The following is a 25,805-nucleotide window of genomic DNA, read 5'->3' as shown; positions in this document are numbered from 1 at the left end:
GGTGTAAAGGAGTCATAACAATGAAACTATCCCTCTCCATCAAGGCTGTCGTGCTGGGCCTGTTGTTCTCTCTGCTGGTGGGTTGTCAGAGCACCCCCAGGGGGTTGACCCCGGAACAGCTGGCAGTATTGAAGGAGCAAGGTTTCTATCTGACCGATGAGGGCTGGACACTGGATCTGGCCAACCGGGTGCTGTTTGCCAACAATGTGGGTGAACTCAATCCGCAGACCCGGCTGATAGTGGAAAAACTGGGCAAGGCCCTGCTTGGGGTCGGGCTCGACAAGGCGAGGGTGGATGGCCATACCGACAATACGGGCGAGAGCAGCTACAACCAGCAGCTCTCTCTGAAACGAGCCCAATCGGTGGCAGATGTGCTGATCTCGGTGGGGATGATGCCCGCCAATCTTGAGATCCGTGGCCGCGGTGAGACGGCCCCGGTTGCGGACAACAAGAGCGCAGCCGGACGAGCAGAAAACCGCCGGGTTGCCATTGTGATTGCCAACCAGTGATCTCTATCCGGCAGCATGCCGTGTGCATAACAAAAGAGCGCCCCGAGAGGCGCTCTTTTTGATCCGGCGACACTACTTCCCTGTGTCGACCTCGCTGTGCTTGCGCAAGCGGATGTTGATCATCTCCACCACCAGCGAGAAGGCCATGGCGAAGTAGATGTAGCCTTTCGGTATGTGCAGATCCATCCCCTCCGCCATCAGGGCAAACCCCACCAGGGTGAGGAAGGAGAGGGCCAGCATCTTGATGGTGGGGTGGTCATCGACGAAATCGCCAATAGACTTGGCGGCAAACATCATGATGAAGACGGCGATCATGATGGCCAGCACCATCACCGGCACGTGATCGGCCATGCCGACCGCAGTGATCACCGAGTCCAGGCTGAACACTATGTCCAGAATGGCGATCTGGATCAGGGTGCTGATAAAGCCCGAGGCCGCTTTGCTGACGTTCTCCGGCTCGGCGGCGCCTTCCAGAGTGGCGTGGATCTCGTGGGTACTCTTGCCGATAAGGAACAGACCACCCAGCAGCAGGATGAGATCGCGGCCCGAGATAGCCTCGTTCAGCACTGTGAAGAGCGGTTCGGTGAGACGCATCACCCAGGCGAGCGAGAGCAGCAACAGGATCCGGGTGCCCATGGCGAGCCCCAGACCCAGAATGCGCGCTTTTTGGCGCTGAGCCTCCGGCAGGCGACCTACCAGGATGGAGATAAAGATGATGTTGTCGATGCCCAGCACGATTTCGAGCAGGGTAAGGGTAGCGAGAGCGACCCAGGCGGAGGGATCAAGAACCCATTCCAGCATGATTGAACCTTGATTGAACATTGGTTGGAAAATTGAAGATGCGAATTCTAGCAGGGGTGCCACTGCTTGTCCCAGAGGGGCGAAAAGATAAAAATGGGGGCCATCGCAAGGGAGGCAGGCATGTTTCGATTAGGGTTCATTATTAATCCTGTCGCCGGGATTGGCGGCGCAGTGGGGCTCAAGGGGAGTGACGGCGTGGTGGATGAGGCGCTTGCTCGTGGTGCCGTGCCCAGAGCACAAGATCGAGCGCGGCAAGCTCTGTTGCCACTGTGCGAGCTGAGCATCCCGTTCGAACTGCTGACGGTGGCGGGAGAGATGGGGGAGGCGGTGGCCCGCGAGCTGGGGTTGCCCTGTCGGGTCATCTATCAACCGGTCGGGGAGAGCACCTCGGCCGATGATACCCGCCACGCCGCCGAGTTGATGCGCGAAGCCGGGGTCGATCTGCTGCTGTTTGCCGGTGGCGATGGCACGGCGCGGGATATTTGCGCCGCGGTGGGGGAGTCTTGCCATGTGCTTGGCATTCCCGCGGGGTGCAAGATCCACTCCGGCGTCTACGGGGTGACGCCCGCCGCCAGCGGACGGGTGGTGGCGCGGATGATCGCAGGGGAACTGCTCAGCCTGATCGATGCCGAGGTGCGCGACATCGACGAGGAGGCGTTTCGCGCGGGCAAGGTGCGGGCCCGCCACTACGGCCAGCTGAAGGTGCCCGGCGATCTGCGTTACGTACAGGCGGTAAAACAGGGGGGCAAGGAGTCCGAAGAGCTGGTGTTGGCGGATCTCGCCGCCGGTGTGGTGGAGCAGATGGAGCCCGATACCCTCTATCTGATGGGCTCCGGCAGCACGGTGGCAGCCTGTATGGCAGAGCTCGGTCTGGAAAATACTTTGCTCGGTGTGGATCTGGTGGAAAATGGCCGACTTATCGGGCAGGATCTCAGCGCCGCCGAGATCCTGACCCGGATCCGCGGCCGTCGCTGCCGACTGATCATTACCCTGATAGGCGGACAGGGACATCTGTTCGGGCGCGGAAATCAGCAATTGAGTCCTGAGGTGATTCGGTGTGTCGGGCTGGAGAATATCCAGGTGCTGGCAACCAAAGCCAAGCTTGCCGCCCTTGAGGGCAGGCCGCTGCTGGTGGACACCGATGATCCCGAATTAAACCGGGCGTTGCGTGGTTATCTGCGAATAACCACGGGATACAAGGATCAGGTCATCTACCCGGTGGCCAACCCGGAATAGGACGCCAAGGACGCTGCTGGCCTGGCGCCAGAGAGCTGCAATCAACCGGATTGCGGTTCCATACCCCCGAATTTTTTGCCGCAAATGAGGCTGCGTTACATGACGATTCACGATTTTGAGCACAAGTTGTTGGGACTGATCGACAGCATGGTTGCTACCGCGACCGACGATGAGCTGTTTGCGGGGGGTTACCTGCGAGGTCATATCTCATTGGCCGTTGCCCGGGCCGAGCTGGAAGGCAAGACCCTGGTGCGGGACGTCAAGAGCTATGTGCTGCGCAGCCTCAACGAGGCGATCTTGCAAGGTGAGCTATCTGAAGAGGATGAAAAACTGGTGCAGGCGATGTGGAGTCGTTTGCAACAAGACGCAGAAGCTTGATCGGATACACAATTCAAACTGAAGTTTGAGTTTATCCTTCCCCTGAAGTTAGTGAAAGGTTAATAATAAGTTTCGCCTTTTGTTTCAGGGATTAAACTATGGCCTCCTCCTCACGCATTGCCAATAAACTGCCGCTCGAGATGCTCTATCACTGGGAGCGGCAGTGTCCTGATCGAACCTACCTGCGTCAAACCATCAACCGCGAATATGTCGATTTCACCTGGGGTGAAGTGGCCGATGAAGCGCGGCGGATGGTGACGGCCTTGCGTCACCTCGGTCTGGTGGCCGGTGACAAGGTGGCGCTGCTCTCCAAGAACTGCGCCCAGTGGTTTATCGCCGATCTGGCGATGCAGATGGGGCAGTATGTGAGCGTGCCCATCTACCCGACTGCCAACGTCGACACCATCGAATATGTGCTGCGCCACAGCGAAGCCAAGGCGATCTTCGTCGGCAAGCTGGATGACTGGAAGAGTCAGGAGGCGGGCGTACCCGCCGATCTGCTGCGCATCGCCTTCCCCTACGATACCATGCCGGCCAGCCACCAGTGGGACGATCTGCTGGAGGCGCATGAGCCGATCCCTGACAGCCCGGTGCAGGCCCCTGACTCCCTGCTGAGTCTGGTCTACACCTCCGGCAGTACCGGCAAGCCGAAAGGGGCCATGTTGAGCGTCGAGCGTTACGCCTGGTCGTGCGAGAAGCTGGTGGAGACGGTGAGCCTGAGCCAGGCCGATAGGGGCTTCTCCTACCTGCCGCTGGCCCACATTACCGAGCGGGTCTACATCTACGGCGGCAGCCTCTATGGCGGCGCTACCATCGCGTTCCCCGAATCCCTCGACACCTTTATCGAAGATGTCAAACGCTGCCGTCCCACCGTCTTTATCTCGGTGCCACGGCTGTGGGCCATGTTCCGCATCAAGATCCACGAGAAGCTGCCCCAGAACAAACTGGCGTTGCTGCTCAAGATCCCGCTTATCTCCGGCCTTATCAAACGCAAGCTGCAAAAGGGGCTGGGGCTGGATCAGGCACGGGTACTCGGCTGCGGCTCCGCGCCTGTCTCCCCTGCGCTGCTTGAGTGGTATCTGAGCATCGGCCTCAAGGTGACGGAAGCCTGGGGCATGACCGAGAACCACGCCTACTCCACCATCAACTACCCATTCCGCGCCGACAAGATCGGCACCGTCGGCAAGGCGGGGATCGGAGTGACCATCAAGATCTCTGACGAGGGGGAGATCCTCTGCCGCTGCGAAGGGATGATGCTGGGTTACTACAAGGATCCCGAGCACAGCGCCGAGGCCATCGATACCGAGGGGTGGCTCCACACCGGCGATATGGGCAAGCTGGACAAGGAGGGTTATCTCACCATCACCGGCCGGATGAAGGATGTGTTCAAGACCGCCAAGGGCAAGTATGTGGCGCCGGTGCCCATCGAGGGGCAGCTGGGGCAGGAACCCATCATCGAACAGCTCTGCGTGATTGGTTACGGCATGCCGCAGCCCATTGCGCTGGTGCAGCTGGCCGAGAGTGCCATGAAGGGCAATCGGGAGGAGGTCAACGCCAGACTGGAAGCGGCGCGGGTGCGGGTCAACGATCAGCTGGAATCCCATGCCAAAATTCGCGGCATTCTGGTAGTGAAGACTCCCTGGAATATCGAAAACGGTGTGCTGACTCCCACCATGAAGATCAAGCGTCACCTGCTGGAGCAAAAGTACGCCCAGGTCGGGGATCGCTGGCCCTCATCCCAGGTGGTGGTGTGGGAGGAGTAACTCCCGTCTTTCCATAGCGCAACAAACAACAACGGCCCTTGATGGGCCGTTGTTGTGTTTGAGGCATATCACTCGCCGCTGTTTTGTCGGGGAGTAAAAAGCGTGTCCGGTTAGATCTGCGCCAGCGCGGCGGCCAGATCGGCGATCAGATCGTCCGCATCTTCCACCCCGATGCTGAAGCGGATGAGGTCGTCATTGACCCCGGCGGCGAGGCGGCTCGCCTCGTCCATGGCGGCGTGGGTGGTACTGGCCGGATGGCAGGCCAGACTCTCGAGATCCCCCAGACTCACCGCCTGCACGAATAGCTGCAGGTTGTCGAGCAGGGTAGCGCAGCGCTCAAACCCGCCTGCCAGCTCAATGCTCACCATGCCGCCAAAGCCGCTGGCGAAGGCGCTGAGAGCATCGTGGCCCGGATGGCTGGCAAGCCCCGGGTAGATCACCTTCTTCACCGCCGGGTGGGCGGCCAGAAACTCGGCCACTTTCTGGGCATTGTGCAGGTGGGCATCCATCCGCAGCGGCAGGGTCTTGACCCCGCGCTGCAGCAGGTAGGCCTCCTGCGGGCCGATGGGGGAGCCGATATGCTTGAGGGCCACGGTGCGGATCGACTTCATCAGGGCGTGAGAGCCCGCCACCACCCCGGCGATGATGTCGCCGTGGCCACCCAGATACTTGGTGCCGCTGTGCATCACCACATCGACCCCGAGCTCCAGCGGACGCAGCAGGTAGGGGGTGAGGAAGGTGTTGTCACACACTGTGATGGCGCCCACCTTGCGGGCCGCTTCCACCACCAGCCGCGGATCCACCACCTTGAGGGTGGGGTTGGTCAGGGTTTCGAACAGTACCACCTTGGTAGCAGGGCGGATGTTGGCCAGCAGATCCCGATCGCTCTCGTAAGCGGTGACCTTGATACCGGCGCGGCTGAAGGTCTGCTTGAGGAACGCATCGGTGCCGCCGTAGAGCGGGCCGATATAGGCCACCTCATCGCCGCTGTCGGCCAGGGCATACATGATGGCGCTCACCGCCGCCATGCCGCTCGCCACCACCAGCGCTTCATCGGCCCCTTCCAGCGCCGCCAGTTTCTGCTCCAGCTCGGCGGTGGTGGGGTTGCCAAAGCGGCTGTAGATAAAGCCGGGGGCTTGACCTGCAAAGCGCTCCTTGCCCGCCTGGGCGCTGAAGTAGCTGAAGGTGCTGCTCTGGTAGAGCGGGGTGGTGAGGGCGCCGGTCTGGGGGTCGATCCGCTGGCCGCTATGTACGCTCATGGTCTTGAATTTCATCGTGTTGCTCCGTGATGGCCAGGCTCTGGCCATGACTGGTTGTGTTTTGTAGTTCGTTGCTTGTTGTTTAGTCAGGGCGGGTATATCCATGCTGCTTGTGGCTTATGCATATACCCGCCTGCGGATCTTTGCGCTGCTTAGGCCGGTATCGCTTCGCTTTCAGTGCGTGGGAGGCGAGTGGATTCCACCGGCCCATAGTGCCGCGCCGCCACATCCGGGTGGGAGCGCAGCCGCCCCTTGAGCACGTTCTCCCCCACCTGATAGAAGAGCGGGTTGGTCGGGTCACTCTCCGGCCCTTGCGCTTGCGCTGCCAGCTCTGGGGAGAGGCTGAGCAGCGGCACGGTGGCATCGAGCCGCGCCGCCATAAAGAAGGCGCAGGAGAGGCGCGAGACACCGGGCGGCGGGCTTACCACCCGATGCAGGGTCGCCTTGAGATAGCCGTTGGAGGCCAGCTCCAGCAGTTCGCCGATATTGACCACCAGCGCTCCCGGCAGGGGGGGCGCAGAGATCCAGCCGTTGGCCGTCTCGACCTCAAGCCCCGAGTGATTGTCCTGCATCACCAGCGTCAGGTAGCCGGGATCCTTGTGGGCGCCGACCCCCTGACTGCTGCTGCCCGCCTCTTGCCCCGGGTAGTGAATCAGCTTCATGTGCTGGTAGGGGGCGCCGCGAATACTGTCGTCAAACACTTGGGCCGGTTGCTCCAGCACCTCGGCAAAAGCGGCCAGCAGGGTGAGGGTGATATCGCTCAGCCGATCTTGCCACGCCAGCAGATGGCCTTTCATCTCGGGAAAAGTAGTCGGCCACTGGTTGGGGCCGATCAGCCGCTGCCAAGGTTCACGGATCAGGGCCGCAGGCAGGGCTTGCGCCTCATTCATGATATCGAACTGCTCTCGCAGATCCGGCCGCTGGCGGGTCAGCTCGGCACCGACCCGGTTGTAGCCGCGAAAGTGGGGGCTGTTGACCATCTGCACTGCCAACTTCTCCTGCTCTGGCAGAGCAAAGAAGCGCGCTGCCAGCGCCAGGGTCTCTAGCATCTCAACCTTGCTCAAGCCGTGGCCGACCAGATAGAAAAAGCCCACATCACGGGCGGCCGCGGCCAGCCTGGCCAGCATAGGGCGACGCACCTCGGGCGCCCCGTTGAGGGCAGCCAGATCGATGATCGGCAGCGGTGAATGTTCCATGTGCACCTCCTCACTCTTTCGTTATCTCTGGCGCCATCTCTTGCACTGCCTCCGCTATTGGCAGACCTGATAAGCGGCAAACGGGATGGCGCGACAGTGTGGCGCCATCTGGAATGAAGGGGATGCTACTGTTCGGTGTTACAAGACGGAAACAACAAATTATTCTTAGTTATATACAAAATTCGAAATGGAATTCGGTGCCTGATGGGTTGAAGGTTTTTTGCGCAGCCATTGCGGGGTAAAGGGGCAACGATGAGGGGGAGAGTGATAACCAGAGGCAAGCTACCAGCGGCAAAAATGACCAAAACAGAAGGGAGGCGGATGCCTCCCTTCTGGTTGAGCGTTTTTTCACCTGACCGAAAGCACAGGCGAGTGACCGCGCATTCTGGCCTTAACCGTTTGCTGGCTCTCAGTAACCCAGGGTAAAGCGCTGGCGCAGGTGAGCCGGTTTTTCCACCTCGTTCAGCACACCGTCAGCCAGATCACCGGCGGTGATCCCGGCAGGCTGTTCGCCGCTGAACAGCACCTGATCGCCACCAATCCGATAGCCGCCGCGCTTCTCGCCCGGTTCGAGGAACACCGGGGGAGAGACAAAGCGCCAGTCGAGGGTGGTTTCACGACGCAGGGCGGTGAGACCGTCGCGGGCCGCCAGTGCCCCCTGTTTCCACTCAGCCGGGAACTCAGGGGTATCCACCAGTTGCACGCCGGGGGCAACCTCCAGACTGCCGGCGCCACCCACAACCAGCAGCCAGCTGTTGGCCGCTTTGGCTGCTGCGACGATCGCGTTGGCGCCCTTGAGGTACTGGTCGTAGATATCCGGTGTGGTCCAGCCCGGGTTGTAGGCGCTGATCACCCGATCGTGCCCCTTGAGCACCTCGGCCAATGCCTGCGGGTTTTGGGCATCCACAACCACGGCGGTGACCTGCGGATGGGCGGCCACCTTGCTGACATCGCGGACGATGGCGGTGACGTGATGGCCGCGGCTGATGGCCTCGTTCAGGATGGCTGAACCGACAAAACCGCTGGCACCGATCAGGGCAATCTTCATGGGGAACTCTCCTTCACTGTTGGAATGGGGCTATCCTACGCCGCCATTTATGATTTAATAATAACCTCAAAAATGCATTCACTTATAAGCTGGATTTAACAATGGAACAGCTCAGACGTTACGCCATCTTCGCCGCCGTGGTGGAAGCGGGCAGCATGACAGGGGCGGCCAAATCCCTTGGCATGACCCCCTCCGCCGTCAGTCAGCATATCAGCCAGCTCGAAAGCCTGCTCGGGCTGCCCCTGCTCCATCGCTCCACCCGTCGCCTCAGTCTGACCGAGGCGGGAGAGGTGGTGTGGCAAGGGTGCCGGGCGTTGCAGCAGACTCTGAGCGAGACCGAGCTGCGCCTCTCGGAGGTGCGCGACGCCCTGCTCGGGGAAGTGCGGATCACCGCCCCGGTGGGGATGGCGGGCCAGCCGCTGGCTCTGGCCCTCTCGCCGCTGTTGCAGGCCCATCCCGGCCTCACCATCCAGATCATCGCCGACGACGAGAAGCGGGATCTGATTGCCGAGCGGATCGACGTGGCGCTGCGGGTCGGCACCTTGCCTGACTCGACCCTGGTGGCCCGCAAACTGGGGCAGACCCGGATGCTGCTCTGCGCCGCTCCCGCCTATCTGGCGCGCAAGGGGACGCCGCGCATGCCCGCCGATCTGGCCACCCACGACTGGCTCTGCGGCGACATGCTGGGCAACGGTTTGCTGCTGCAGGATGAAAAGGGGGGCGAACACAGGGTGAGGTTCAAGGCCAAGGTGCTCTGCAATAACGTGTTGCCCCTGCGCCAGTTTGCGCTGGCGGGGCAGGGGATCTCGCTGCAACCGGAGGGGGAGATTGGCGAGGATCTGGCGCAGGGGCGTCTGCTCGAACTGCTGCCCGGTTTTCGGGTGGCACCGATGGAGATCCACGCCATCACGCCGCAGCGGGAGATCCCGGAGAAGGTTCGGCGGGTGGTGGAGGCGCTGCGCAGCTACTTCGCAGGCACTTCCTGACACATATCAATGCAGCTTGGCCTAGCTGTCAGTTGGGCTCTTGCCCGCCAATGGGCTGGCGGCGCCACAGATAGAGTCCGATTGCCAGCAGCAAGCCGCCCAGAAAGAGCCAGCGAGCGCTCCCCCAATGGCCGCTGTCCGTCATCAGGGCCGCCAGCAGCAAGGGCCCCAGCAGCTGACCGAGGTTGGCGAGCTGGACAAAAAAGCCCTGCACGATGGCCAGTTGCACCGGCCCCTGACTCACTCCCTGCGCAGACGAGAGGATCGCCGGCGGCGCCATGCCACCCGAAAGGGAGAGGACGAGGCACAATCCATAGGCCCACCACGGCGACAGGCCGGGCCAGAAGGCGAGCATGCCGCACAGCGCCATCAGACCCAGTGCCCAGCAGATGAGCCGGTCTCGCGCTACGCCCCGGCGCAGCAGCCATGCCCCCATCAGGTTGCCGGGAATATTGGCGACCACCGCCAGCGCCGAAAGCAGGGCGATCTGGCTTTGGCCAATCCCGGGGCTGCCTTGCAACATGGTTGGCAGCCAGACAAAGAGCGCCCAGAGCATCAGGCTGTAGAGCGTGAACGCCAACCCGTAGCGCCAGAGTGCCTTCTGCCGGAGCACCGTGAGCTGGCGCAGCGGGTGGCCCGAGTTGATCGAGTTTTGGGGTGCCCAGACCCGCAGTTTATCTGCTGAGCGACTGGCGAGCAGAAGCAGCAGGGCAGAGAGTTGCGGGATCATCAGGAGCAGCCAGGCCAGCCGCCAGCCACCTTGCGCCGTGAGCCAGGGGGTGAGCAGCATACCCGCCGCCGCCCCGAGAGGCAGGTTGACCGCCCACAGGCTCAAGGCCAGCCGTTTATCCTCCTCCCGGGTCACCGCCACGATAAAGGCGGGCATAGCCACCGAGACCAGCAAAAAGCCAATCCCCTCGACAATGCGCGACAGCAGCATCATGGCCAGCCCGGTGGCGGGCAGCGCCAACGCACCGCCTGTGACGATAACCAAAAGCCCGACAACCCCGGTTTGCCGCCCACTCCAGCGGGTCAGCAACAGGCCGAGAAAGAGGCTGCAGAGGATCGCCAGCGTATTGAAAGCTGAGGCGAGATAGCTGGCTTCAACCAGTGTCAGCCCCAGCTCGTTGCGCAGTATGCCGAGTACGGCGGGCACTTTGCCAAGGCAGAGGGCGCCGCTGGCACCGGCAAAAATGGCGAGGAAGACCAGAGGCCAGCGCGTGCTTTGTGGCTGGTGGCCAGCGAGCGTGCTCATGGCCGATATTGGCCGTTGCGCAGCCACTCATCGTTGAGCTGACCAAATTCGCCGCGCTGATAGGCATGCAGCCGATCTGCAATGGCGTCGTGGCTGTTCATGACGAAGGGGCCATGTTTGACCAGGGGTTCATTGAGCGCCTGGCCTGAGAGCAGCACGAAGTGGCAGCGCTCGGTGGCCTCAAGCTGCAGAGCCACCGCCTCGCCGCCATCGGCAGGCAGGCTGACACCCATCCCGTGACCTGCCGGGATGAAGTGCCGCTCTCCCTCCGCCTGCAGGGTCAGCGATCCGGTCAGGGGATAGATCATGGCATTCCAGCCTGCCGCCAGCAGATGGGTGAAGCGGTTGCCGGGCGCGCAATGGCCATCGAGCAGGGTAAAGGGTTGGGGCAGTTCTTCCGAGTGTGGTGCCGTTATCCCGTTGCTGTGGCCTGCGACCACCCGTACTCGCACCCCTTCGTCATGAAACTCGGGGATGGTGGCAGCGGCTGCGTGGATGGCAAAAGGCGACGCCATCTTCTGACGGGCAGGCAGGTTGACGAAGATTTGCAGGGCGTGGACATAGGGCGATGCCCCTTCCGGCTGCTCGGTATGCACGGCCCCGCGCCCGGCCGCCAGCCAGTGGAGCGCCCCCGGTTCGATGGGGCCCTGATTGCCGAGGGAGTCGTAGTTGACGTGGGGGCTCGTCGAATCCTCGAACAGATAGGTGACGGCAGAGATCCCGGCATGGGGATGGGGCTCGAAGGTGGGGGCGGTCATCTGGAAGTTATCCACCATCACCACGGGGTCTATCAGACCGTTGAAAAAGTGTTCGCCAAAATGGCTGGCTTCAAAGCCGCTGCCAATGCGCAGCGGTTGGCCCTTGACGGGGGCGGAGAGAGTCAGGCGTCTGGTCATCGATATAACCTCTTGAAGACAAAAGAAGCCTTCGGTCATCTGACCGAAGGCGGGGCGAGTTACGACTTCTTGGCACCCTCTTGCATCTGCCACACCAAGGTGGCGAAAGGCATGTCGAGGGCGCTGTAGACATCGTGCGCCTTGGGGTCGACGTTGCTGCGCAGCATCTCGACCGCGGCGGAGGCGTAGTCGGTGACCGGGATACCGGCCCCCAGCAAGCGTTGCAGACCCGTGGTGCGCTTGGCTTCGTTGAAGGTGCCGGAGGCATCGAGCACCACCCGGGCATCATAGCCGGCAGCCTTGGCAGAGAGGGCCGGGAAGCTGGCGCAGATCTCGAGGGATACCCCGGCGATGATCAGCTGTTTGCGGCCGGTCTTCTCAATGGCGGCGCGTACGGCAGGATCGTCCCAGGCGTTGATGACGGTGCGGTTGATCACCTTCACATCCGGCAGGGCACTGGTCAGTTCAGGCATGGTGGGGCCCCACATGCCATCGGGCATGGTAGCGGTCACGATCACCGGCACGCCGAGGGCGCGGGCGGCGTTGGCCAGCGCCACCACGTTGTGCTTGAGCTCGCCCACCGTGGTGTCGCGCACGCCGCTCAGCAAGCCGACCTGATGGTCGACCAGCAGCAGTACCGCATTGTCTCGGGAGAGCATCTCCAAATAGCGGTTGGGTGATACGGTCGGATGGCTGGCAGCCCCGGCGGCCATGGCCGGTGTCGCTGTGGTGGCAAGCGTGGCGGTCAGGGTCGCCAGACCGAGCAGGGTGGCAGAGCAGATTTGTCGCAGTTTCATGGTGAACTCCTTGTGATATCGGAACAGTCAAACGGCCCTTGCTGGTGGGGCGGATTGCCCGCGCAGCAACCGTCTGATGGGGACAGGGCCATTATGATGGCTGCAAAAACGGCGACAATCTGGTGAAATAGGTTCTTATCGTTCCATCAATGGAACGATAAGAATGCACCTCACCCTGACCAAGGCTGCCCGATGACACCACTGGAACTTGATTTGAATGATCTCTATCTCTTCACCCATGTGGTGCAGCGACAGGGATTCACTGCCGCCGCGCGGGCGCTTGGCGTACCCAAGTCGCGGATCTCGCGCCGGATCCGGCTGCTGGAGGAGCGGCTGGATACCCGGCTGCTGCAACGTACCTCACGCCAGCTCAGCCTGACCGATGCCGGTGAGGTGCTCTATCGCCACTGTCAGGCGATGCTGGCCGAGGCGCAGGCCGGAGAGGCGGCTGTGCGGCAACGGCAGCAGGAGCCGAGCGGTCTGGTGCGGATCAGCGTGCCCATTACCATTGCCGATGCGCTGCTTGCCCGTTTACTGCCCGCTTTTATGGCGCAATACCCCAAGGTGAGGCTCGCCGTGCAAGCCAGCAACCGGCAGGTGGATCTGCTGGAGGAGGGGCTGGATGTGGTGATCCGCGGGGTGGCCTTCGAGCAGGCCCCCTCCAGTCTGGTGCAGGTGCCGCTCTGTACGGTGCAGTGGGGCGTGCTGGCGACCCCGGCGTGGCTCTCGCGCCACAATGCGCTGGCGCATCCACGCCAGCTGGAAGGAGAGGATGCCCTGCTTTTCAGCTCGCTGGAGCGTCAGGCCGATCTGTTGCGGCTGCGGCACGACAGTGGGGAGAGTGAGGAGGTAGCGGTCAATGTGCTGCTGCGCAGCGACAATGTGCAAACCCTCAAGCAGGCGGCGCTGGCGGGGCTAGGAATGGTGGGCTTGCCACTTTACGCTTGCGTGAATGAGCTGGCGGATGGGCGGCTGCAACAACTGTTGCCCGAGTGGCGTCCCAAAGATGGCAAGCTGGTGATGCTCTACCCAGCGCGGCGCGGCCTGTCACCGGCGGTCAGGGCCCTCATCGACTTTATCAAGGCAAAGTTGCCTGCACTGCTGGCAGAGGTTGGTCAGCCACGCTGAGGAGGGTTATCCCTCCATCTTGGTGCGAATGCGCTCGAACAGGCTCTGCAGGCAGGCTTGATCCCGATCGGCGGCCCGCACCGCGCCGTACATATGGCGGCGAATACCGCCGCCGAGGGGGCGGGCGCAGAGCATCCCCTGTCTGACAAACTCGTCGCTGGCCCAGCGCGGCAAGGCGGCGACCCCGAGTCCTGCGGCGGCCATTTGCAGCATCACAGAAGTGTTGTCCACCGGCTTGCAGCGAGCGGGCTCCACCCCGGCGGGTTGCAAAAAGCGGCTGAAGATATCCATGCGGCTGCGCTCCACCGGATAGACCAGCAGCACCTCCGGCCCCAGATCGCCTGGCTCGATGTGGCTCTGGTGGCAGAGGGGATGATCCGGCGCCATCACCAGAGTCAGATCGAAGGCAAACAGCGGCTCGAAGTGGAGATCGCCGCGGGCCTGCACGTCCGAGGTGAGCAGCAGGTCGAGCTGGCCGCCTAGCAGGGCATTGATGGCATCAAAGCCCGGCACCGACTCCACCTCCAGATCTACCCCGGGCCACTGGCGGCGAAAATCGGGCAACAGCGGCAGCAGCCACTGGATGCAGCTGTGGCAATCGAGCGCCAGATGCAGCCTGCCCGCATCGCCGCTCTGCAGGGCTTGCAACTGCTTCTCGGTCTGGGCCAGGGCGGGCAGTACCTGACGGGCGAGGGCGAGCAGCTGGCTGCCGGCTGCGGTCAGCACCAGCGGGCGGCTTTTGCGCAGGTAGAGCTCCAGATTGAGGCGGGTCTCCAGCTCTTTGAGCTGGTGGGAGAGGGCGGACTGGGTGAGGTTGAGGGTCAGCGCCGCACCGGCCAGCGAGCCCTGCTCGGCCAGCGCGGTCAATGTTTTCAAGTGTTTGATCTCTATCCCTGCATTGCTTGGCACTGCCATAAGATGGCTCCTTGTGAGATTGCGTCTGGCGCTGAGGTTGCGGTCGGCGGTGGCCAGCTGCGCTTCTTGACTCCGGCACCTCTTGCACCTGTAAAAATCGGCCTCTGTATCCTCGCGGTGAACCTGACTGGCGGTCAGTTGAGGATTATTTGAGAGCCACTTGAAGAGGATTCAATAGCCAGCGTCACCTTATCTTGTCATTTTGGATGTGTAAACATCTGGATGGCTAAATCATCCAGTTTCCCATCAGATGAATGAGCATAAGGAAATGAACCTATGACACGAGCACACACCTTGGGCTTCCCCCGTATCGGCGCCAAGCGCGAGCTGAAATTTGCCCTCGAATCCTACTGGCGTGGTGAGACCACTCAGGCCGAACTCGTTGCCGTGGGCAAGACGCTGCGTGAGCGCCATTGGCAGGCCCAGCACGGCGCCGGGGTCAATCTGCTGCCGGTGGGCGACTTTGCCTGGTACGATCAGGTGCTCGGTACCAGCCTGCTGGTGGATGCAGTGCCTGCCCGCCACCGTCATGGCGAGACCGATCTCGACACCCTGTTCCGGGTGGCCCGCGGCCGTGCGCCGACCGGCCCGGCGGCGGCCGCCGCCGAGATGACCAAGTGGTTCAACACCAACTATCACTATCTGGTGCCGGAGTTCAGCCGTGATCAGCGCTTCAAGCTGGGCTGGAGCCAGCTGTTTGACGAGGTGGAAGAGGCCAAAGCGCTGGGGCTGCCGGTCAAGGCGGTGCTGCTGGGACCAGTCTCCTACCTCTGGCTCGGCAAGGAGAAAGAGAGCGGCTTCTCCCGCCTTGAACTGCTCGATCGCCTGCTCATCGTCTATCAGGAGGTCCTGGCCAAACTGGCCGCCCAAGGGGTGGAGTGGGTGCAGATCGACGAACCGGCGCTGACGCTGGATTTGCCAGACGAGTGGCGGCTGGCCTACCTCAACGCCTACGAGCGCCTTGCGGGCCCCTGCAAGCTGCTGCTCACCACCTATTTCGGTTCAGTGGCTCATCAGCGCGACATTATCACCAGCCTCAAGGTAGATGGCCTGCATCTGGATCTGGTGGCCGCCCCCGAGCAACTGGAGACCCTGGTTCCGCATCTGCCCGCCCAGTGGGTCATCTCAGCCGGGGTGATCAACGGCCGCAACGTCTGGCGTGCCAATCTGGCCAAGCTGGCACCGACCCTGAGTGCACTGAAAGCCAAACTCGGCGAGCGGCTCTGGGTGGCCTCATCCTGCTCATTGCTGCATAGCCCGGTGGATTTGACACTGGAGCAGGAGCTGGATCCCCAGACCCTCAGCTGGTTCGCCTTCGCCTTGCAAAAATGTTTCGAGCTGGGACTGCTCAGAGAGTATCTGGATGGGGGCGAGCTCGACAAAATCACCGCCTACAGCCAGCCCATCGTCGATCGGGAGTCCGACAGCCGTGTGCACAAAAAAGCGGTGCAGTCACGGCTCGCCAGCCTCACCAACAGCGATTTTGATCGCCACAGCCCCTATCCGGTCAGGGCCGAGCTGCAGCGCTCGGATCTCAAACTGCCGCTGCTGCCCACCACCACCATCGGCTCCTTCCCGCAGACCTCTCAGATCCGGGTGTTGCGGCAGGATTGGCGCGCTGGTCGCATCGATGACAGCGCCTACGAGGCGGGCATTAAGGCGGAGATCCGCGATGCCATCGCGCGTCAGGAGGCCATCGGGCTGGACGTGCTGGTTCATGGTGAGGCCGAGCGCAACGACATGGTGGAGTATTTCGGGGAGCTGCTGGATGGCTTTGCCATCACCCGCTTCGGCTGGGTACAGAGCTATGGCTCCCGCTGCGTCAAGCCGCCGGTGATCACCCGCGATATTGACCGCCCGATCCCCATGACGCTCGAATGGACCCGATTTGCCCAGAGCCTGACCGACAAGCCGGTCAAGGGGATGCTGACTGGCCCTGTGACCATCCTCTGCTGGTCCTTCCCGCGCGAAGACGTGAGCCGCGAGCAATCGGCCCTGCAAATCGGGCTGGCTATTCGCGACGAGGTGGCAGATCTGGAAGCCGCCGGCATCAAGATCATCCAGATCGACGAACCGGCGATCCGTGAAGGCTTGCCCCTGCGCAAGCAGGATCATCAGGCTTATCTCGACTGGGCGGTGCGCGCCTTCCGTCTGAGCGCGAGCCCGGTGGCGGACAGCACCCAGATCCACACCCACATGTGCTACAGCGATTTCAACCTCATCATCGAGGCGGTGGCGGCGTTGGATGCGGATGTGATCACCATCGAGACCAGCCGCAGCCAGATGCAGCTGCTCGAAGCGTTCGAGCGCTTCAACTACCCCAACGAGATTGGCCCGGGCGTCTACGACATCCACTCGCCAAATGTGCCGAGCCAGAGCTGGATTGAGGGGTTGCTGCGCAAAGCCGCCAAGCAGATCCCGGCCGAGCGGCTCTGGGTCAACCCGGATTGCGGCCTCAAGACCCGGGGCTGGGAAGAGACTGAGGCCGCCCTCAAGGTGATGGTCGATGCCACCAGGGCGCTGCGGGCCGAGCTGGCGTAACCGGCTAGCCGTGACCGCCATCGGTAAGGTGGCGTGCTGACAAACGAACGAGAGAGGGGAAGCCATTGCTTCCTCTCTCTTTTTTCGTTGGCCACTTTTCCACTGGATCCTGAACCTTGCCGCAGCCCGCTTTGCACTAGGCTCAGAGTTGGCAGAAGTGGATGGAGTCGCGGCCATGAGAGTCAGTCTGGGGAGCGCAATCCTGTGGGGATTGCTGATGTGGCAGAGTGCATGGGCGGCGCCAGCGGCCGAGTTGAAGATGGTCTACTTTGACGACTTTGCCCCATATTCGTGGCGTGACGAACAGGGCTGGATGCGCGGGCTGATGATAGACGTGATGGATCGGGTGGCAGCGCAGATGGGGCTGCGGGTGCGCCATGAAGGTTATCCGTGGCAACGGGCGCAAAAACTGGTGCGGATGGCGCAGGCCGATGGCTTTGTCACCATCGCCACCCGGGAGCGCCGCTCTTACACATTGGTGGTGGAGGAGCCCGTTACCACGACGGTTTTGACGGTATTTACCCGGCTTGGCCACCCCCGGATGAGCGATTTTCAGCGTGCCAGCCGCTTGAGCGACTTCAAATCACTTACCTTTCTCGACTATTTCGGTAACGGCTGGGGCAAGGAGAACCTGGCGGGCTTCACCGTTCATCACACCATCAATGTCGATAATGTTTTCAAAATGCTGGCGGCGGGTCGGGGGGACCTGATGGTGACCGACCCACTGGTGGCACGTTTCAAACTCAACCAGCTGGGATTGTCCGGGCAGGTGGTCGAGGTGCCGCTGCAGCTTGCCTCTACCCCGTTCAATCTCTGCATCGGCAAGCACTCCCGCTTCAATACCCGGATAACCGAGTTCAACCGTGCCCTGCAACAGCTGCGACAAAGCGGCGAGTTGGCGCGTATCGTCGAACGCTATCGTTGATGCGTTGCCGCCATCTGCGGTTTGCCAAGGGCGTGTCTATCTTGGCGTCATATCGGCGATGGTTGCCCAGAAGGCATCGATCAAGGGCCCCTTGCTGTGGGGCGGACGGATAAGGCCAATGGTCCAACAGGCTTCCCCGTCTCTCAAGGGGAGGGTGAGCACATCCGGGTGCTCTATGGTGGTGGAGGAGGGGACCAGGGTCCAGGCGATCTCGGCTGCCGCGGTGGCGACGCCAGCGGCAAAGTCGTTGACGTACTGGATATCGCGAAAACGCAGCCCGCTCTGGGCCAGATAGTTCATCAGGTGATCGTAAAACGACGGGGCCTTGTCCCGACGGAGGATCGCCAGCGGCTTGTCCACCAGATCCGCCAACTCCCTCACATCGCGGTAGCTGGCGGGCAGCACGGCGACAAAGTGTGCTTCGACCACTGGCAGGGCGTGCCACCCCTTGGGGGCGGGCAGGCGGCAAAAACCGAGATCCAGCTTGCCTTCACTGAGCGCCAGCAGCTGGTGGTGGGTAGAGAGATCGTTGAGCTCTATGGTCACTTTCGGCCGCTCGGCGCGAAAGCGGGCGATGGCCGCGGGCACCAGGATTTTGGTGGCCACGCCAAAGCCGATGCGCAGGGTGCCGACATTGCCCGCCAGCACGTCGCGGGCGGTGCGCGAGAGCTGCTCGCTCTGGATGACCACAGCGCGGGCATCCTCATACAGCGCCCTGCCCAGTCCGGTGAGGCGAGTGGTACTGGCGTTGCGCTCGAACAGCTCGCCGCCCAGCTCCTCCTCCAGCCGCCTTATCTGTTTGCTCAGGGCCGACTGGGTAACGTGCTGACGTACCGCCGCCTGGCCGAAGTGCAGCACCTCCCCCAGAGTGACGAAGGCTTTCAGATCCCGTAGCTCCATCAGGGCTCCTTTCATTCCTGTTGGGAATGTTGAGTGGTCATATTTGTCATTGGACGGAATTTTAGAAGTGATGGATGCTTATGCCAATTCATTTCGGGCGCCCCGACAGGGGGCGCCGAGTTATCAGAGATGGCTGACACCATCAGCGCAGAAGGAGCAACACCAGATGCATCACCACAAGTTCAACGACTTCCCGAGCGATTTTCTGTGGGGCGCCGCCTCCGCTGCCTATCAGGTGGAGGGGGGCTGGAATGCCGATGGCAAGGGGCCCTCGGTGTGGGATCTCTTCACCAAGCTGCCGGGCAAGACCTTTGAGGGGAGCAACGGCGATGTGGCGGTGGATCACTACCACCGCATGGAAGAGGACGTGGCGCTGATGGCCGAGATGGGGCTCAAGGCTTACCGTTTCTCGGTGAGCTGGCCGCGCATTTATCCCACCGGTCGGGGGGAGGTGAACGAGGCGGGACTGGCCTTCTACGAGAAGCTGATCGACACCCTCTTGGCCCACAAAATCGAACCGGTGCTGACCCTTTATCACTGGGATCTGCCGCAGGCGCTGCAAGATGAGTACGGCGGCTGGGAAGACCGACGCATTATCGAGGATTTCGAGCGCTACTGCGTGACCCTCTATCAGCGTTTTGCCGGCAAGGTGAAGTACTGGGTGTCGCTTAACGAGCAGAACTACAACCTGACTAACGCCTATCAGCTCGGTACCCATCCGCCCGCTGTGCAGGATCGCAAGCGCTTCTTCGCCGCCAACCATATCGCCTTTCTGGCTAACGCCCGGGTGATCAAGGCGTTTCGCCAGCATGTGCCAAATGGCCTCATCGGCCCGAGCTTTGCTTACTCCCCAGCCTATCCGGCGTCGTGCGATCCGAAAGATATGCTGGCCTACGAGAACGCCGAGGAGTTCAACAACCTCTGGTGGCTGGATGCCTACTGCTTCGGCCGCTATCCGCAGGCGGCGCTCGCTTACTTGCGGGAAAACGGCGAGGCGCCGGAGATCCTGCCGGGCGATATGGAGTTGCTGCGAGAGGGGACGCCCGACTACATCGGCGTCAACTACTACTACACCCTGACCTACACAGATAACCCCTTGGGCGGTCAGACCCTGCAGCGGATCAACACCACCGGCAAGAAGGGCACTACCCCGTCCAGCGGCATCCCCGGCCTCTACAAGACGGCACCCAATCCGCACCTTGAGACCAGCAACTGGGACTGGGCCATCGACCCGACCGGGATGCGCATCGCGCTGCGTCGCCTCTCTTCCCGCTATGGCCTGCCGCTGATGATCACCGAGAACGGTCTTGGCGAGTTCGACAAGCTGGAGGCGGGCGACAAGGTGAACGATGAGTACCGCATCGATTACCTGCGCAGCCACGTCAAGGCGTGCCAGGAGGCGATGCAGGATGGGGTGGAATTGCTCGGCTACTGCGCCTGGTCGTTCACCGACATCCTGAGCTGGCTCAACGGCTATCAGAAGCGCTACGGCTTCGTCTATGTGGAGCGTGACGAGCAGGGGGGCTCCCTTCGCCGGATCAAGAAGGCGAGCTTCCACTGGTACAGCCAGGTGATTGCGAGCCAGGGCAAGCAGCTCTGACGATGTATCGCGTCGCGTAACCAGCGGGCCCGGGCAATCCCCGGGCCCGCGCTGTTTGTGGCGGGGGAGAGGGGGCAAGCCGGTTTCTCACCGTGCGACTCACCCCTGTTTGCTGATTTTTGTCCTGCCAAAGCCGGCGACCCCTGCTATTATCTGCGGCCGAACATGAGCCAATAAAAATCAGGATATCGTGATGACTGACCACACTTTTATTCCCGGCAAGGACGCGGCGCTGGAAGACTCCATCGAACGCTTCCAGACCAAGCTGCAAGCCTTAGGGTTTGATATCGAAGAGGCCTCCTGGCTCAACCCCGTGCCGAACGTCTGGTCGGTGCATATTCGGGACAAAGAGTGCCCCCTCTGCTTTACCAACGGCAAGGGTGCCAGCAAGAAGGCGGCCCTCGCGTCTGCCCTTGGCGAATATTTCGAGCGCCTCTCCACCAACTACTTCTTCGCCGACTTCTATCTTGGCGAGCAGGTCGCCAACGGCGATTTCGTTCACTACCCGAACGAGAAGTGGTTCCCCATCGAGGGTGACCAGTTCCCGGCCGGTCTGCTCGACAGCTTCACCCGCAAGTTCTACAACCCGGACGGTGAAGTGACCGCCGACATGCTGGTGGATCTGCAGTCAAACAACGAAGAGCGCGGTATCGTCGCGCTGCCGTTCGAGCGCCAGTCCGATCACGAGACCGTCTACATCCCGATGAACATCATCGGCAACCTCTATGTCTCCAACGGCATGAGCGCTGGCAACACCAAGACCGAAGCGCGCACCCAGGCGCTCTCCGAAGTGTTCGAGCGCCACGTGAAGAACAAGATCATCGCCGAGGCCATCAGCTTGCCGCTGATCCCTGACGAGGTCATTGCCCGTTATCCGGGGATTGCCGCCTCCATCGCCGCCCTCGAAGCGGAAGGCTTCCCCATTTACAGCTTCGATGCTTCACTGGGTGGCCGTTATCCGGTCATCTGCGTGGTGCTGCTCAACCCGAGCAATGGCACCTGCTTTGCCTCCTTCGGTGCCCACCCGCGCTTCGAAGTGGCCTTCGAGCGGACCGTCACCGAGCTGCTGCAGGGCCGTGGTCTCAAGGATCTCGACGTGTTTGTGCCGCCGTCATTCGACAACGAGCAGGTGGCGGATCACCACAACCTCGAGACCCACTTCATCGACTCCTCGGGCCTTATCAGCTGGGATCTGTTCAAGCAGGATGCGGACTTCGAGTTTGCCGACTGGGACTTCCGTGGCACCTCGCAGGAGGAGTTCGATCACCTGATCGGCATCTTCCATGAGCTGGAGCAGCCGGTCTATATCGCCGACTACGAGCATCTGGGTGTCTACGCCTGCCGCATTCTGGTGCCGGGCATGTCCGACATCTATCCGGCCGAAGATCTGTTGCTGGCCAACAACAATATGGGCGCCAACCTGCGCGAAGTGATCCTGGCACTGCCATCACTTGATTGGGATGCCGAGCAGTACATGGCGTTTTTTGATCAACTGGATGAAGAGGGGCACGACGAGCGTACCCGTGTACGCGAGCTGCTGGGCATCGCCGCTGCCAAGGGGACCGCGCTGCACACCCTGCGCGTTGGCGAGCTGAAAGCCATGCTGGCGCTGGCCGCCGGTGAGCTGGAGACCGCACTGGATCTCATCGACTGGACCATGGAGTTCAACCAGTCGGTGTTTACTGCCGAGCGTGCCAGCTACTACCGCGCCCTGCGTGCCTGCGTCGAGTTGTTCCTCGACGAGGAGCGGGATCCGGAGCAGTATCGCGCCGTCTTCACTCGCATGTATGGTGAAGAGACGCTGGCACAGGCATGGGCCAACGCCACTGGCGAAGCACGCTTCCACGGGCTGGAGGCGGCCGATCTGTCGCTCTCCCAGTTCCCACTGCACCAGAAGCTGCTGGCGGCCTACGAGAAGCTGCAGAAGGCCAAGCGAGCCCATCACTGGGCGTGATCGTTGCTGTAAAGGAAGGGGCCGTGTGGCCCCTTCTGTTTATCGTGCGGCAAGGCACGGGATAGTTATTCAAAGATGAAATAAAAAACAAAAAATACCCCTAAGGGGGTTGATGGCAGGGCAGGGGATGTGCTGTCGATCTGCAAAGATATCTTGCCAATACCATATTTCCATGATCGAAAATAAATTCTTTAAAATCATTGCATTAAAAATGTGATATTTCTGTTTCAGCTGATACCTGGTGTAAAGTGGCGTAGCCATCGCACTAAAATATTTGTAGTAAAATTACATTCGCACTCTGATAAACTTGATCAATGTCAATTTTGGCTATTTGGCCCTTTGTTATGATTTCAACAGGCAAAACATTCAGGTAGAAAATAATTGAAAGCTGAATCTCCATTCGATTGTCTCAAGCCCGAAGCCATCGCTGCACTGGCTGAAGACATCACCTATGCCAAGGCTACCAAGCCGGCATACAAGGTCATTCCACTGGCCATTACCGCAGGCGCTTTCATCGCCATCGCATTTATCTTCTACATCACAGTGACGACCGGAACCGGCTCCATGCCTTGGGGTATGGCCAAGTTGGTGGGCGGTCTCTGCTTCTCTCTCGGACTTATTCTCTGTGTGCTGCTCGGTGCCGAGCTGTTCACCTCCACCACCCTGACACTGGTGGCCAAGGCTGCCAATCGCATCAGCTGGGCTCAGCTGCTCAAGAATTGGGGTCTGGTCTACTTCGGTAACCTGATTGGCGGTCTGCTGATGGTGGCGCTGATCATCGTTTCTGCCGAGTACACGGCAGCAGACGGTCAGTGGGGCCTTAACGCCCTCAAAGTGGCCCAACACAAAATTCACCACACCTTCTTCGAAGCGGTGGCGCTGGGTATCCTCTGTAACCTGATGGTATGTCTTGCTGCATGGATGGCCTTTGGTGCCCGCAGCGCGACTGACAAGGTAGTGGTTATGCTGCTGCCGGTTGCCATGTTCGTTGCCTCAGGTTTCGAGCACAGCATCGCAAACATGTTTATGATTCCGGTTGGTATCGCTATCCACAGCGTGGCTAGTCCGGAATTTTGGCAGGCCATCGGCCAGGATCCGGCAACCTTTGCTGACCTGACCGTATCCAACTTCGTCCTACACAACCTCATCCCCGTGACCATCGGCAATATCATCGGTGGTGGCGTGATGGTTGGTCTGACTTACTGGTTTATCTTCCGTCGTCATCATTAAGGATGATTGCGGGATACTACATCAATACCGTGTGAGGTAATGAAAAATGGCAGAACTTAACGAACAGTTCCAAAAAGCATGGGAAGGCTTCGCGGCCGGTGAATGGCAGACCTCTGTCAACACCCGTGACTTCATCCAGAAGAACTACACCCCGTATGAAGGTGACGAGTCCTTCCTGGCTGGCGCGACCGAAGCGACCACCAAGCTGTGGGACAAGGTCATGGAAGGGATCAAAATCGAAAACCGCACTCATGCGCCGGTTGATTTTGATACTGACCTGCCCTCCACCATTACCGCACACGATGCCGGTTATATCGATCAGAGCCTGGAGCAGATCGTTGGTCTGCAGACTGACAAGCCGCTGAAGCGCGCCATCATCGCCAACGGCGGTATCAAGATGGTTAAAACTTCTTGCGAAGTGTACGGTCGTCAACTGGACCCGATGGTCGAGAAGATCTTCACCGAATACCGCAAGACTCACAACCAGGGCGTGTTTGACGTTTACACCAAAGACATCCTGAACTGCCGCAAGTCTGGTGTTATCACCGGTCTGCCGGATGCCTACGGCCGTGGCCGTATCATCGGTGACTACCGTCGTGTTGCTCTGTACGGTGTTGACTTCCTGATGGCCGACAAACTGGCCCAGTTCAAGTCCCTGCAAGCTGACCTGGAAAACGGCGTCAACTTGGAAGCCACCATCCGTCTGCGCGAAGAGATCTCCGAGCAGCACCGTGCCCTGGCACAGATGAAGGTGATGGCTGCCAAGTACGGTTGCGATATCTCCGTACCGGCCAAGAACGCCAAAGAAGCCGTACAGTGGACCTACTTCGCCTACCTGGCGGCAGTCAAGTCCCAGAACGGTGCTGCCATGTCCTTCGGTCGTACCTCCAGCTTCCTGGATATCTACATCGAGCGTGACCTGCAGAAAGGCCTGATCACCGAGCAAGAAGCCCAGGAGCTGATGGACCACATGGTCATGAAGCTGCGTATGGTTCGCTTCCTGCGTACTCCGGAATACGATTCACTGTTCTCCGGCGACCCGATGTGGGCGACCGAGACCCTGGCTGGTATGGGCGTTGATGGCCGTACTCTGGTCACCAAGAACAGCTTCCGTATGCTGAACACCCTGTACACCATGGGCCCGTCCCCTGAGCCGAACCTGACCATCCTGTGGTCCGAGAAGCTGCCGGTCGGTTTCAAGAAGTACTGTGCCAAGGTATCCATCGAGACCTCTTCCGTTCAGTACGAGAACGACGATCTGATGCGTCCGGATTTCAACAACGATGACTACGCCATCGCTTGCTGTGTATCCCCGATGATCGTTGGCAAGCAGATGCAGTTCTTCGGTGCTCGTGCCAACCTGGCCAAGACCATGCTGTATGCAATCAACGGTGGTATGGACGAGAAGCTCAAGATCCAGGTCGGTCCGAAAACCGAGATGGTCAAGTCCGAGTACCTCGACTACAACGACGTAATGGATCGTCTGGACCACTTCATGGATTGGCTGGCCAAGCAATACGTTGCTGCGCTGAACATCATCCACTACATGCACGACAAGTACAGCTACGAAGCCTCTCTGATGGCGCTGCACGACCGTGACGTATATCGCACCATGGCGTGTGGTATCGCTGGTCTGTCTGTAGCCGCTGACTCCCTGTCTGCCATCAAGTACGCCAAGGTCAAGCCGATTCGTGACGAAGATGGCGTTGCCATCGACTTCGAAATCGAAGGCGAATACCCGCAGTTCGGTAACAACGACGCTCGCGTCGATGATATCGCCTGTGACCTGGTTGAGCGCTTCATGAAGAAGATTCAGAAGCTGAACACCTACCGTGGTGCTGTTGCTACCCAGTCTGTTCTGACCATCACCTCCAACGTGGTATATGGCAAGAAGACCGGTAACACCCCGGATGGCCGTCGTGCTGGTGCTCCGTTCGGCCCGGGTGCCAACCCGATGCACGGTCGTGACCAGAAGGGTGCTGTTGCTTCCCTGACTTCCGTAGCCAAGCTGCCGTTCGCTTACGCTAAAGATGGTATCTCCTATACCTTCTCCATCGTTCCGAACGCACTGGGTAAAGATATGGAAGCCCAGAAAGCCAACTTGGCTGGCCTGATGGACGGTTACTTCCACCACGAATCCAACGTAGAAGGTGGTCAGCACCTGAACGTTAACGTGATGAACCGTGAAATGCTGCTGGACGCCATGGAAAACCCGGAGAAATATCCGCAGTTGACCATCCGCGTATCCGGTTATGCCGTTCGCTTCAACTCTTTGACCAAAGAGCAACAGCAAGACGTCATCACCCGTACCTTCACTGCTTCTCTGTAATCGAGACATAGTGAGCAAAAACCGGCGCCAAGGCGCCGGTTTTTTTATGCGTGCGATTCAGGGGGAGTAATCATCCCCTGTGAATCGCCCCCAGTTCCATCGCAACCACAACAGTTGTTACTGGGGATTTGAAGAGGATCAAGGGGAGGGGCTCACCAG

At 60.7% G+C, this 25,805-nt stretch carries 21 protein-coding genes; 12 read left to right on the top strand and 9 right to left on the bottom strand.

Annotated features, from left to right (window positions below):
• Positions 1–20: 20 nt before the first annotated feature.
• A complete protein-coding gene (locus G5380_RS08000) occupies positions 21–509 on the top strand; it encodes an OmpA family protein (protein WP_421209252.1) in 489 nt (162 codons plus the stop codon).
• Between the two features lie 72 nt (positions 510–581).
• Here G5380_RS08000 and G5380_RS07995 read toward each other — a convergent pair whose 3' ends face one another.
• Entirely contained in the window at positions 582–1,310 is a 729-nt protein-coding gene (locus G5380_RS07995; protein WP_421231531.1) for a TerC family protein, read from the bottom strand.
• 120 nt (positions 1,311–1,430) lie between these two features.
• Here G5380_RS07995 and G5380_RS07990 point away from each other — a divergent pair, with 120 nt between their 5' ends.
• The 3 genes from G5380_RS07990 (at position 1,431) to G5380_RS07980 (ending at position 4,687) form a co-directional block, all read left to right on the top strand.
• Entirely contained in the window at positions 1,431–2,546 is a 1,116-nt protein-coding gene (locus tag G5380_RS07990) for an ATP-NAD kinase family protein (protein WP_421352630.1), read from the top strand.
• Positions 2,547–2,645: 99 nt separating this feature from the next.
• Positions 2,646–2,924, top strand: coding sequence for a YfcL family protein (locus G5380_RS07985; protein WP_005333639.1), 279 nt, complete (start codon positions 2,646–2,648; stop codon positions 2,922–2,924).
• A gap of 98 nt (positions 2,925–3,022) precedes the next feature.
• Complete coding sequence (locus tag G5380_RS07980; protein WP_374808708.1) at positions 3,023–4,687, top strand: AMP-binding protein; 1,665 nt, start codon at positions 3,023–3,025, stop codon at positions 4,685–4,687.
• Positions 4,688–4,797: 110 nt separating this feature from the next.
• On the opposite strand, the gene G5380_RS07975 is transcribed toward G5380_RS07980, so the two are convergent.
• From G5380_RS07975 to G5380_RS07965, 3 genes are all read right to left on the bottom strand, one after another.
• Positions 4,798–5,961, bottom strand: a complete 1,164-nt coding sequence (locus G5380_RS07975) for a trans-sulfuration enzyme family protein (RefSeq protein ID WP_421352629.1) — start codon at positions 5,959–5,961, stop codon at positions 4,798–4,800.
• A gap of 137 nt (positions 5,962–6,098) precedes the next feature.
• Positions 6,099–7,142: an isopenicillin N synthase family dioxygenase gene (locus tag G5380_RS07970; RefSeq protein ID WP_421352628.1), complete on the bottom strand. Its 1,044-nt coding sequence runs from the start codon at positions 7,140–7,142 to the stop codon at positions 6,099–6,101.
• 409 nt (positions 7,143–7,551) lie between these two features.
• Positions 7,552–8,190, bottom strand: coding sequence for an NAD(P)-dependent oxidoreductase (locus tag G5380_RS07965; RefSeq protein ID WP_421352627.1), 639 nt, complete (start codon positions 8,188–8,190; stop codon positions 7,552–7,554).
• Between the two features lie 101 nt (positions 8,191–8,291).
• On the opposite strand from G5380_RS07965, the gene G5380_RS07960 reads away from it, so the two are divergent.
• Positions 8,292–9,176 carry a LysR family transcriptional regulator gene (locus tag G5380_RS07960; protein ID WP_113739931.1) on the top strand — a complete coding sequence of 295 codons (885 nt, stop codon included), beginning with the start codon at positions 8,292–8,294 and terminating at the stop codon, positions 9,174–9,176.
• A 28-nt stretch (positions 9,177–9,204) separates the two neighbouring features.
• On the opposite strand, the gene G5380_RS07955 is transcribed toward G5380_RS07960, so the two are convergent.
• The 3 genes from G5380_RS07955 to G5380_RS07945 are packed head-to-tail and all read right to left on the bottom strand — an operon-like array spanning position 9,205 to position 12,124.
• Positions 9,205–10,431, bottom strand: coding sequence for a CynX/NimT family MFS transporter (locus G5380_RS07955; RefSeq protein WP_421352626.1), 1,227 nt, complete (start codon positions 10,429–10,431; stop codon positions 9,205–9,207).
• Entirely contained in the window at positions 10,428–11,327 is a 900-nt protein-coding gene (locus G5380_RS07950; protein WP_421352625.1) for a pirin family protein, read from the bottom strand. Before G5380_RS07950 ends, G5380_RS07955 begins: the two co-directional genes overlap by 4 nt.
• Before the next feature lie 59 nt (positions 11,328–11,386).
• Positions 11,387–12,124, bottom strand: coding sequence for an isochorismatase family protein (locus G5380_RS07945; protein WP_421352624.1), 738 nt, complete (start codon positions 12,122–12,124; stop codon positions 11,387–11,389).
• Positions 12,125–12,316: 192 nt separating this feature from the next.
• On the opposite strand from G5380_RS07945, the gene G5380_RS07940 reads away from it, so the two are divergent.
• Positions 12,317–13,252: a LysR substrate-binding domain-containing protein gene (locus G5380_RS07940; protein ID WP_421352623.1), complete on the top strand. Its 936-nt coding sequence runs from the start codon at positions 12,317–12,319 to the stop codon at positions 13,250–13,252.
• 6 nt (positions 13,253–13,258) lie between these two features.
• On the opposite strand, the gene G5380_RS07935 is transcribed toward G5380_RS07940, so the two are convergent.
• Complete coding sequence (locus G5380_RS07935; RefSeq protein ID WP_421352622.1) at positions 13,259–14,167, bottom strand: LysR substrate-binding domain-containing protein; 909 nt, start codon at positions 14,165–14,167, stop codon at positions 13,259–13,261.
• 276 nt (positions 14,168–14,443) lie between these two features.
• Here G5380_RS07935 and metE point away from each other — a divergent pair, with 276 nt between their 5' ends.
• Both metE and G5380_RS07925 read left to right on the top strand, forming a co-directional pair.
• The gene (gene metE, locus G5380_RS07930) at positions 14,444–16,708 is read left to right on the top strand and encodes a 5-methyltetrahydropteroyltriglutamate--homocysteine S-methyltransferase (RefSeq protein ID WP_421352621.1); all 2,265 of its coding nucleotides are present in this window, start codon (positions 14,444–14,446) and stop codon (positions 16,706–16,708) included.
• Between the two features lie 175 nt (positions 16,709–16,883).
• Positions 16,884–17,633: a substrate-binding periplasmic protein gene (locus G5380_RS07925; protein ID WP_421352620.1), complete on the top strand. Its 750-nt coding sequence runs from the start codon at positions 16,884–16,886 to the stop codon at positions 17,631–17,633.
• Between the two features lie 36 nt (positions 17,634–17,669).
• Here G5380_RS07925 and G5380_RS07920 read toward each other — a convergent pair whose 3' ends face one another.
• The gene (locus tag G5380_RS07920; RefSeq protein WP_421352619.1) at positions 17,670–18,533 is read right to left on the bottom strand and encodes a LysR substrate-binding domain-containing protein; all 864 of its coding nucleotides are present in this window, start codon (positions 18,531–18,533) and stop codon (positions 17,670–17,672) included.
• A 166-nt stretch (positions 18,534–18,699) separates the two neighbouring features.
• On the opposite strand from G5380_RS07920, the gene G5380_RS07915 reads away from it, so the two are divergent.
• The 4 genes from G5380_RS07915 to pflB all read left to right on the top strand — a co-directional run bounded on the left by G5380_RS07915 (position 18,700) and on the right by pflB (position 25,646).
• On the top strand, positions 18,700–20,133 hold the full coding sequence (locus G5380_RS07915; RefSeq protein WP_100653913.1) for a glycoside hydrolase family 1 protein: 1,434 nt from the start codon (positions 18,700–18,702) through the stop codon (positions 20,131–20,133).
• A gap of 193 nt (positions 20,134–20,326) precedes the next feature.
• Positions 20,327–22,087, top strand: coding sequence for a 30S ribosomal protein S12 methylthiotransferase accessory factor YcaO (gene ycaO, locus G5380_RS07910; protein WP_123172916.1), 1,761 nt, complete (start codon positions 20,327–20,329; stop codon positions 22,085–22,087).
• Positions 22,088–22,468: 381 nt separating this feature from the next.
• A complete protein-coding gene (focA, locus tag G5380_RS07905) occupies positions 22,469–23,317 on the top strand; it encodes a formate transporter FocA (protein ID WP_005333620.1) in 849 nt (282 codons plus the stop codon).
• Positions 23,318–23,363: 46 nt separating this feature from the next.
• Positions 23,364–25,646 (top strand): formate C-acetyltransferase, encoded by a 2,283-nt coding sequence (gene pflB, locus G5380_RS07900; RefSeq protein WP_005352571.1) that lies wholly within the window; start codon positions 23,364–23,366, stop codon positions 25,644–25,646.
• Positions 25,647–25,805: the final 159 nt, after the last annotated feature.

This window comes from Aeromonas sp. 604443 (assembly GCF_049170315.1).
GTDB lineage: Bacteria > Pseudomonadota > Gammaproteobacteria > Enterobacterales > Aeromonadaceae > Aeromonas > Aeromonas veronii_A.
The sequence above is the reverse complement of the archived record's forward strand: the minus strand, read 5'-3'. Positions and strand labels throughout refer to the sequence as shown.

What these genes read in the sequence shown, in the direction of transcription:
- G5380_RS07935 (WP_421352622.1), bottom strand. Translation starts at nt 14,167, where the DNA reads ATGGCAGTGCCAAGCAATGCAGGGATAGAGATCAAACACTTGAAAACA.
- G5380_RS07975 (WP_421352629.1), bottom strand. Translation starts at nt 5,961, where the DNA reads ATGAAATTCAAGACCATGAGCGTACATAGCGGCCAGCGGATCGACCCC.
- G5380_RS07985 (WP_005333639.1), top strand. Translation starts at nt 2,646, where the DNA reads ATGACGATTCACGATTTTGAGCACAAGTTGTTGGGACTGATCGACAGC.
- G5380_RS07995 (WP_421231531.1), bottom strand. Translation starts at nt 1,310, where the DNA reads ATGCTGGAATGGGTTCTTGATCCCTCCGCCTGGGTCGCTCTCGCTACC.
- G5380_RS07950 (WP_421352625.1), bottom strand. Translation starts at nt 11,327, where the DNA reads ATGACCAGACGCCTGACTCTCTCCGCCCCCGTCAAGGGCCAACCGCTG.
- G5380_RS07920 (WP_421352619.1), bottom strand. Translation starts at nt 18,533, where the DNA reads ATGGAGCTACGGGATCTGAAAGCCTTCGTCACTCTGGGGGAGGTGCTG.
- G5380_RS08000 (WP_421209252.1), top strand. Translation starts at nt 21, where the DNA reads ATGAAACTATCCCTCTCCATCAAGGCTGTCGTGCTGGGCCTGTTGTTC.
- G5380_RS07965 (WP_421352627.1), bottom strand. Translation starts at nt 8,190, where the DNA reads ATGAAGATTGCCCTGATCGGTGCCAGCGGTTTTGTCGGTTCAGCCATC.
- ycaO (WP_123172916.1), top strand. Translation starts at nt 20,327, where the DNA reads ATGACTGACCACACTTTTATTCCCGGCAAGGACGCGGCGCTGGAAGAC.
- G5380_RS07960 (WP_113739931.1), top strand. Translation starts at nt 8,292, where the DNA reads ATGGAACAGCTCAGACGTTACGCCATCTTCGCCGCCGTGGTGGAAGCG.
- G5380_RS07945 (WP_421352624.1), bottom strand. Translation starts at nt 12,124, where the DNA reads ATGAAACTGCGACAAATCTGCTCTGCCACCCTGCTCGGTCTGGCGACC.
- metE (WP_421352621.1), top strand. Translation starts at nt 14,444, where the DNA reads ATGACACGAGCACACACCTTGGGCTTCCCCCGTATCGGCGCCAAGCGC.
- G5380_RS07940 (WP_421352623.1), top strand. Translation starts at nt 12,317, where the DNA reads ATGACACCACTGGAACTTGATTTGAATGATCTCTATCTCTTCACCCAT.
- G5380_RS07915 (WP_100653913.1), top strand. Translation starts at nt 18,700, where the DNA reads ATGCATCACCACAAGTTCAACGACTTCCCGAGCGATTTTCTGTGGGGC.
- pflB (WP_005352571.1), top strand. Translation starts at nt 23,364, where the DNA reads ATGGCAGAACTTAACGAACAGTTCCAAAAAGCATGGGAAGGCTTCGCG.
- G5380_RS07990 (WP_421352630.1), top strand. Translation starts at nt 1,431, where the DNA reads ATGTTTCGATTAGGGTTCATTATTAATCCTGTCGCCGGGATTGGCGGC.
- G5380_RS07970 (WP_421352628.1), bottom strand. Translation starts at nt 7,142, where the DNA reads ATGGAACATTCACCGCTGCCGATCATCGATCTGGCTGCCCTCAACGGG.
- G5380_RS07955 (WP_421352626.1), bottom strand. Translation starts at nt 10,431, where the DNA reads ATGAGCACGCTCGCTGGCCACCAGCCACAAAGCACGCGCTGGCCTCTG.
- G5380_RS07980 (WP_374808708.1), top strand. Translation starts at nt 3,023, where the DNA reads ATGGCCTCCTCCTCACGCATTGCCAATAAACTGCCGCTCGAGATGCTC.
- G5380_RS07925 (WP_421352620.1), top strand. Translation starts at nt 16,884, where the DNA reads ATGAGAGTCAGTCTGGGGAGCGCAATCCTGTGGGGATTGCTGATGTGG.